Below are 6,722 nucleotides of genomic sequence, written 5' to 3'. Positions count from 1 at the left end.
AACTGACAATCAAATTTACTTATGAAAGCACTTGTATTCATTTTTTTAATCTTTCTCATATTTTCCTGTAATTCGGTTAAAAAAACTCAACGGGCTATAAATTCTGGTAATTATACGGAAGCAATTAACAGATCTGTAAAACAGCTACAGAAAAATAAATTCAATAAAAAAGGATACCAGTATGCGAACTTGCTAAAGATTTCTTCAGAAAAATTTGTGGAATCTAATTTAAAACGCATAGATTTTTTAGAAAAAGAGACCTTAAAAAATAATGCGAAACCTATTTATGAATCCTATCTAAGGCTTCAAGATGTTCAGAATAGAATAAGACCTCTGCTTCCTCTTGAGAATGAAGATGGGAGTAAGGTGATATTTGAATTTTATGATTTTTCAGATGAAATTATAGCTAAAAAAAAGAGTTATGCTGAATATTTGTATGTGAAAGCAAATCAATTTTTAGATTCAGGAGATAAAATTGACAGTCGTTTGGCTTATAATAGTTTTGTGGAATTGGAAAAACTAACCCCAAGTTATAAGAATGCATCTAACTTGAAGCGCGATGCGTATATCAATGGAATTGATTTTGTATTAGTATCTCTCTTTAACACTACTGAGCAAATTATTCCTGCTTTATTAGAGGATAGACTATTGAATTTTAACACTTATGATCTTGATGATTTATGGACTGAATATCATGTGAATCCTAGAGAGGATTTTTCATATGATTTTGCAATAGATATCAATTTCACCTCTATACAATTTTCTCCAGAGCGATTACTTGAACGTCAAGTTCCTTTAGAACGTGCAGTGGTTGACGGTTGGAGATATAAAAAAGATAGAGTTGGTAATTTTATTATTGATGACGAGGGGAATAAAATTAAAGAAGATATTGTTATTAATGTAAGTGGGACTTTATTTGAAACCGTTCAATCTAAGGAAGTTAAAGTTATAGCAGAAGTAAATTACTTTGATTTAAACTCAGATCAAAAAATAAATAATTATCCATTGGAAAGTCTTTTTATATTCGAAAATAGATTTGCAAATTTTGAAGGTGACAGAAAAGTCTTAAATAAAGATGAGAGTTTTCTGCTCACAAGAGGACCAGTTAACTATCCAACACACGAACAAATGCTTTCTGATTCCTGTGAAGATATTAAAGCCAAGCTAAAATCAATTTTGAAACAACAAATCAGAAATTAATTATCAATAAATCTTTTGTAATGCTCAAGCCTTTCAAAAATTTCTTTTACGTAGTTATAAGGTTCCTCACCTCTAACGTATCCATATTTTATAAACGATTTATTGTAATGCTCAGGAAAACTCAGGTCGAGCAAAGCAAGCTCTACATTATCATCCCATATCAACGGATCCAGACCTTGGGTTTTAGCAAGTTTTTGGGCGTCTTTTACATGGTATAATCCACCGTTATAAGACCCTAGCGCAAACTTAATTTTTTGGATACTGTCTTTGACATTATTATGACTTTCTAACATTTGTTTTAAATAAGTCGCTCCAGCTTTTAAGCTTTGATTTGGATTATAGGGATCTGTAACACCTAGCTCCCTTGCTGTAGCAGGCATAATCTGCATTAAACCGCTAGCTCCAGCCCAAGAATCTCTGTTAGGCTTAAATTGAGACTCCTGATAAGCCACAGAAGCCAAGAGCCTCCAATCCCATTCTATGCGTTCGGCATTTTCTTTTAGGATATCATCATAAGGGCTTATTTTGTTTTCATTGAGGCTATAAAATTCACTTATGACTCTGCTTTTATAAAGCCTTTTATTTTTGAAATATTTATTATATATAACATGATAATCTGTTGTTTTCTTTGCTTTTTCAAGCCACTGGTTAACGGCGGCTAATAAATTAGTATCTGTCTTGCGGACTGCCCAGCCAATACGCTGAGACAGACTTAGTGATGTGCTGATATCTAAAATAGGATAGTAGGAAGAGTTGATAAAAGCAATGTTTTCATCTGCTATGGTGAACTTAATATCTCCGTCTACAACTTTCTTAATTATCTTATCTGTAGATAAAGTTCCCTTAAGAGTATCAATTATAATCGGACCTCCTAGCTCATTAGATAAGTTTTTAATTCTTGAAGCATAAGAAGAGTTTCGCTTTACTGATATAGTATCATTTATTAACTCAACGGCGTTAGTTACCAATTGTTTTTTTATTTCATGCAATTTCATTCTCCGCCAGTTTTCAGGTTTTTTCTGAATTAAAACTTGGTGAGAAAGATATAATGGAGTTGTGAAATTTATTTTTCTTTTCCGGTCTTCAGTGATGGTGTACCCATAGGCTAGAAGATCACCCTCACCTTCTTGAAGAAGTTTTATTAACTCATTTTCATCTTTAGCTACTACCATTTCTAGTTCAACATCCAAGTCTTTAGCCATTCTTTTTAAAAGTTCATATTCAAAACCCATCGGGCGACCTTTATACAGGAAATAAGTGGTCCCTGAATAAATGGTTAAAGCTTTTAATTTTCCACTTTCCTTAATGTCTTGAAGATCTCTGGAAAATTTTTCTGAATCTTCTTTTTCTTTTTGCTCTTCCGAGTTAGATTGACAACCTATATTTATAAACAGTAAAAGGAGAAATATTTTTTTCATTTTAATTGGAATATAATTTCAATATAGGCATTTAGTTCTACGCTATAGGTCGATTTCTTAATATTATGACAATATAAAAGCCAAGAAACCTGACTTAAATTGTTCTAATATTTTGATAATGAATTATTTAATCTTCATTTTCGTCATCTTCTTCTTTCTGAGGCAAATCAACTAAATTCATATCCATTTCTTCAACTTCATAATTCTCCACATCAAATTTTATCATGGTATCTTCCAACCTTGTACTTATTTTTACCAAATATATGGTGTCTTCCGTTTTGACTTCAACAGCTTCAACCGTATCTTTTTTAGAGTTTTTAAAGACTAAAACATCTCTGTCATCATATCCATCAGGATACTTTTGAACTAATAAGGATAAAATTTCTGGCGTAAGTTTTTTGTAATCGATTATGATTCTTTTCATGCTAGATTGGATTTATACAAACAAACATAAAATAAAAGTTTACATAAAAGAATTAAATTACTTTAAATTAAAAACTCTTTTTAAGGTGGCTATAGAGTCGCAGTTTTCAAAAATCAAGCCTAATCTTTCTTCATTGATTTCACCTTCAATTTGATAAATTTTACAAGGCTTTGCTTCGATATTACTTTCTTTAAAGTTAACATCTCCAAACTTCAAGAGATAAGAGATAGAAGAGGTATCTATTTTTTTCTGATTAAAAAACTCTAAAGCTTTATCAGTAACGACGCGATCTTTAATGCGAATATTTTTTAAAACTCTGGAATCCAAGCCCCAGTCACAGGATGTTTTTTTGCCACCTAAGAAAAACATCAGCATGATAATACCAACAACAAAGCCTGATAAGTAATAGCCGAGTCTATGAATAAATTTCATAAAATAAATTTAAAAAATAAGTAAATTAGGGTCTCTGTGATTCAGATCGAACCAATCTGCCACTGATTTATTGGTAAGAATTCCATGATAAAAATACAAACCATTCCTGAGACCTGCATCTGTTCTTAAAGCGTGTTCTAAGCCTCCTTCTTCACCAATATTAAGCAAGTAAGGAGTGAAAATGTTGCTGATAGAAAGCGATGCTGTTCTAGAATATCGCGAAGGTATATTGGGAACACAATAATGTATCACTCCGTGTTTTTCCATAGTAGGTTGATCGTGAGTTGTCATCGATGAAGTTTCTATACATCCTCCCATATCGATGCTCACATCAATAATAACGGCTCCTTTTTTCATCTTTTTCACCATTTCTTCAGTCACAATTACAGGAGCTCTATTTTGTCCTCTTACGGCTCCAATAACTACATCTGCTCTTTTTAGAGCTTTTAGTAAAATTTTAGGTTGAAGGGTAGAGGTGAACAAGGATCTTCCAACATTATTTTGTAAACAGCGCAATTTGGTAAGGGAACTGTCAAAAACTTTTATGCCCGCACCCAGTCCCAAAGCGCTTCTGGCTGCAAACTCTCCTACTGTTCCTGCTCCAAGAATAACCACTTCTATCGGTGGTACCCCACTTATGTTTCCAAACATAAGTCCGTTGCCACCAGACATATTAGATAAATACTCTGCAGCAATTAAAATGGAAGATGTTCCTGCAATTTCGCTTAAAGCTCTTACCGCGGGATAACCTCCAAATTGATCCTTTATAAATTCAAACGCCAATGCTGTGATTCTTTTATTTGCTAAAGTTTCACAGTATGATTTTTTTCTGGTTTTAAGTTGTAAAGCTGAAATAAGAATAGATTGAGGCTTCATCAACTCCAACTCATCTTCAGAGGGAGGTGCGACCTTCAAAACTATCGGGCATGCAAAAACCTTTTGAGTGCTTTTAATAATTTCACCCCCAGCTTCACTATAATCTTTGTCGCTAAAATTAGCTTGGTTTCCAGCTCCACTTTCAATGAGGATTCGGTGGCCATTTGCTGTAAGCGCATTTACCGCATCCGGGGTGAGACAAACCCGTTTTTCTTGATAAGACGTTTCTTTTGGTAAACCTATAAATAGCTGTCCTTTAGAGCGCTTTATTTCAAGCATTTCTTCTTGAGGAAGCAATTCTGAGGTTGTAAAGGGAGATTTTGAAGAGTGTTGATTCATGGTGGTAGTTACTAGGGCTAAAATAATTAAAATTAATCGGAAACTCTCTTATAATCTTTAAAACTCAGTCAATACAATAGTTCTTGTTTGTTCATCTTCTGCTGTAAATTCTAATAAGCTATAGTGTTGTGGCCATAAATTTGGGATTTTCTCAGGCCATTCTATAAAGACTTGGTTTGAGGAGTCAAGATATTCTTCAAAACCCATGTCATACGCTTCTAGTTCATCTTCAATTCTATAAAAATCAAAATGATAAACAGAATTGGTTATTCCTTCATATTCATTGACCAAGGAATATGTTGGGCTGGAAACACGGTCTTTGCTTCCAGATTGTTTTACAAGTTCTTTTATTAAGGTTGTTTTCCCTGAGCCCATTTCTCCTGAAAAAAGAACGTTTTTAGATTTTACATACTTCAGAATTTGAGAAGCAGTGCTTTCTATATCGCTTAATCGGTAAGTGAAATTCATATTTTTTATCTAGGTTCTAATACGGCGAAAGGAATAATCATTTCTTCTAATGAAATTCCTCCGTGTTGATAGGAATTTCTGTAGTAATTCACATAATAGTTGAAATTATTAGGATAGGCTAAAAAGTAATTCTCTTTCGCAAAAATAAAAGAACTGGACATATTGATACTGGGCAAATATATTTTTTTAGGATCTTTTGCGACGATAACATCCTTTTCATTATAAGTTAAACTTTTCCCTGTTTTATATCTTAAATTTAAACTGGTGTTTTTATCACCAACTACTTTTGAAGGATTTTTAACGTTGATAGTACCATGATCTGTAGTTAAAATCAATTTAAAACCTAAGCTTTGAGCTTGTTGTATGATATCTAGTAAAGGAGAGTTTTTAAACCAACTTTGAGTTAGAGATCTGTAGGATTTATCGTTTGAAGCCAATTCTTTTATGACTTCTAATTCTGTTTTCGAATGCGATAACATATCGACAAAATTATACACCAAAACAGTGAGATCGTTATCTTTTTGACTTCTAAAATTATCAGCTAATTTTTTTCCTTTAGCAACATTAGTGATTTTATGGTATTGAGTTTTATACTCTTTTCCAAGGCGTTTTAGTTGAGCTCTGAGAAATTCCTCTTCATATAGATTTTTCCCTCCTTCTTCTGTGTCATTCAACCAATATTCTGGATAGATTTTCTCCATATCGGAAGGCATGAGACCAGAAAAAATCGCATTTCTCGCATATTGTGTTGCAGTGGGGAGAATACTATAAAAAGGCTCCTCTTTAATTTTCTTATAGTGATTTGCTATAATAGGCTCAAAAGATTTCCATTGGTCGTATCTTAAGTTATCAACAACGACTAATAAAGTAGGCTGCTGTTTAGATATTTCAGGTAATATTTTTGACTTAAAAAGAGTGTGAGATAGAGTAGGAGCTTCAACACCTTTATCAAACCATGTTGAATAATTTTTCTCTATAAACTTGCAAAATTCGATGTTAGCTTCATTTTTTTGAGATTCAAGAATTTCAAACATCCCTGTATCTTCCACATTTTCTAACTCTAATTCCCAATAAATCAATTTCAAATATAAGTCTACCCATTCTTGAAAGGAATCCACATCAGTCAATTCCATGGCTATTTTTCTAAACTCCTGTTGGTAATTTAGTGTTGTCTTTTCTGAAACTAGTCGGGTATGGTCTAGATTTTTCTTTAGACTTAGGAGGATTTGGTTTGGATTGACGGGTTTAATAAGATAGTCGGCTATTTTAGAACCAATTGCTTCTTCCATGATATATTCTTCCTCACTTTTGGTAATCATAATCACAGGAAGGTCTGTTCTGATGGCCTTTATTTCATGAAGTGTTTCCAGTCCCGTAAGCCCTGGCATGTTTTCATCTAAAAAAACAATATCAAATCTATTTTGCTTCACTTCATCTACAGCTTCAGACCCACTTTTACAAGTTGTCACTTCATAAGATTTTTTTTCAAGAAACAAAATGTGTGGCTTTAGCAAATCTATTTCATCATCTGCCCATAGTACTTTTATCTTTGACATATATAGCTT

7 protein-coding genes are annotated in these 6,722 nt (G+C 32.9%); 1 reads left to right on the top strand and 6 read right to left on the bottom strand.

Going from position 1 to position 6,722, the window contains the following annotated elements:
- Nucleotides 1-21 precede the first annotated feature (21 nt).
- Nucleotides 22-1,200 carry a hypothetical protein gene (locus tag CXF67_RS05505; RefSeq protein WP_102087836.1) on the top strand — a complete coding sequence of 393 codons (1,179 nt, stop codon included), beginning with the start codon at nucleotides 22-24 and terminating at the stop codon, nucleotides 1,198-1,200.
- Here the strand turns inward: CXF67_RS05505 and CXF67_RS05500 are convergent.
- From CXF67_RS05500 to CXF67_RS05475, 6 genes are all read right to left on the bottom strand, one after another.
- A complete protein-coding gene (locus CXF67_RS05500) occupies nucleotides 1,197-2,618 on the bottom strand; it encodes an MltF family protein (RefSeq protein ID WP_102087835.1) in 1,422 nt (473 codons plus the stop codon). The two genes, CXF67_RS05505 and CXF67_RS05500, sit on opposite strands and share 4 nt — an antisense overlap.
- 127 nt (nucleotides 2,619-2,745) lie before the next feature.
- The gene (locus tag CXF67_RS05495; protein WP_102087834.1) at nucleotides 2,746-3,042 is read right to left on the bottom strand and encodes a hypothetical protein; all 297 of its coding nucleotides are present in this window, start codon (nucleotides 3,040-3,042) and stop codon (nucleotides 2,746-2,748) included.
- Nucleotides 3,043-3,099: 57 nt separating this feature from the next.
- Nucleotides 3,100-3,474 carry a DUF4258 domain-containing protein gene (locus CXF67_RS05490; protein WP_102087833.1) on the bottom strand — a complete coding sequence of 125 codons (375 nt, stop codon included), beginning with the start codon at nucleotides 3,472-3,474 and terminating at the stop codon, nucleotides 3,100-3,102.
- Between the two features lie 9 nt (nucleotides 3,475-3,483).
- Nucleotides 3,484-4,689, bottom strand: coding sequence for an alanine dehydrogenase (locus tag CXF67_RS05485; RefSeq protein WP_102087832.1), 1,206 nt, complete (start codon nucleotides 4,687-4,689; stop codon nucleotides 3,484-3,486).
- Nucleotides 4,690-4,746: 57 nt separating this feature from the next.
- Nucleotides 4,747-5,157 carry a tRNA (adenosine(37)-N6)-threonylcarbamoyltransferase complex ATPase subunit type 1 TsaE gene (gene tsaE / locus CXF67_RS05480; protein WP_102087831.1) on the bottom strand — a complete coding sequence of 137 codons (411 nt, stop codon included), beginning with the start codon at nucleotides 5,155-5,157 and terminating at the stop codon, nucleotides 4,747-4,749.
- A gap of 5 nt (nucleotides 5,158-5,162) precedes the next feature.
- Nucleotides 5,163-6,713 (bottom strand): T9SS response regulator signal transducer PorX, encoded by a 1,551-nt coding sequence (locus tag CXF67_RS05475; RefSeq protein ID WP_102087830.1) that lies wholly within the window; start codon nucleotides 6,711-6,713, stop codon nucleotides 5,163-5,165.
- Nucleotides 6,714-6,722: the final 9 nt, after the last annotated feature.

Origin of the sequence: Psychroflexus sp. MES1-P1E (assembly GCF_002836055.1) — a bacterium.
Classification (GTDB): domain Bacteria; phylum Bacteroidota; class Bacteroidia; order Flavobacteriales; family Flavobacteriaceae; genus Psychroflexus.
Note: the sequence above shows the minus strand (reverse complement) of the source record. Positions and strands in the feature narration are given on the sequence as shown.

Excerpts from the sequence above, each read along its gene's own strand:
- CXF67_RS05500 (WP_102087835.1), bottom strand. The coding sequence starts at position 2,618 with ATGAAAAAAATATTTCTCCTTTTACTGTTTATAAATATAGGTTGTCAA.
- CXF67_RS05475 (WP_102087830.1), bottom strand. The coding sequence starts at position 6,713 with ATGTCAAAGATAAAAGTACTATGGGCAGATGATGAAATAGATTTGCTA.
- CXF67_RS05490 (WP_102087833.1), bottom strand. The coding sequence starts at position 3,474 with ATGAAATTTATTCATAGACTCGGCTATTACTTATCAGGCTTTGTTGTT.
- CXF67_RS05485 (WP_102087832.1), bottom strand. The coding sequence starts at position 4,689 with ATGAATCAACACTCTTCAAAATCTCCCTTTACAACCTCAGAATTGCTT.
- tsaE (WP_102087831.1), bottom strand. The coding sequence starts at position 5,157 with ATGAATTTCACTTACCGATTAAGCGATATAGAAAGCACTGCTTCTCAA.
- CXF67_RS05495 (WP_102087834.1), bottom strand. The coding sequence starts at position 3,042 with ATGAAAAGAATCATAATCGATTACAAAAAACTTACGCCAGAAATTTTA.
- CXF67_RS05505 (WP_102087836.1), top strand. The coding sequence starts at position 22 with ATGAAAGCACTTGTATTCATTTTTTTAATCTTTCTCATATTTTCCTGT.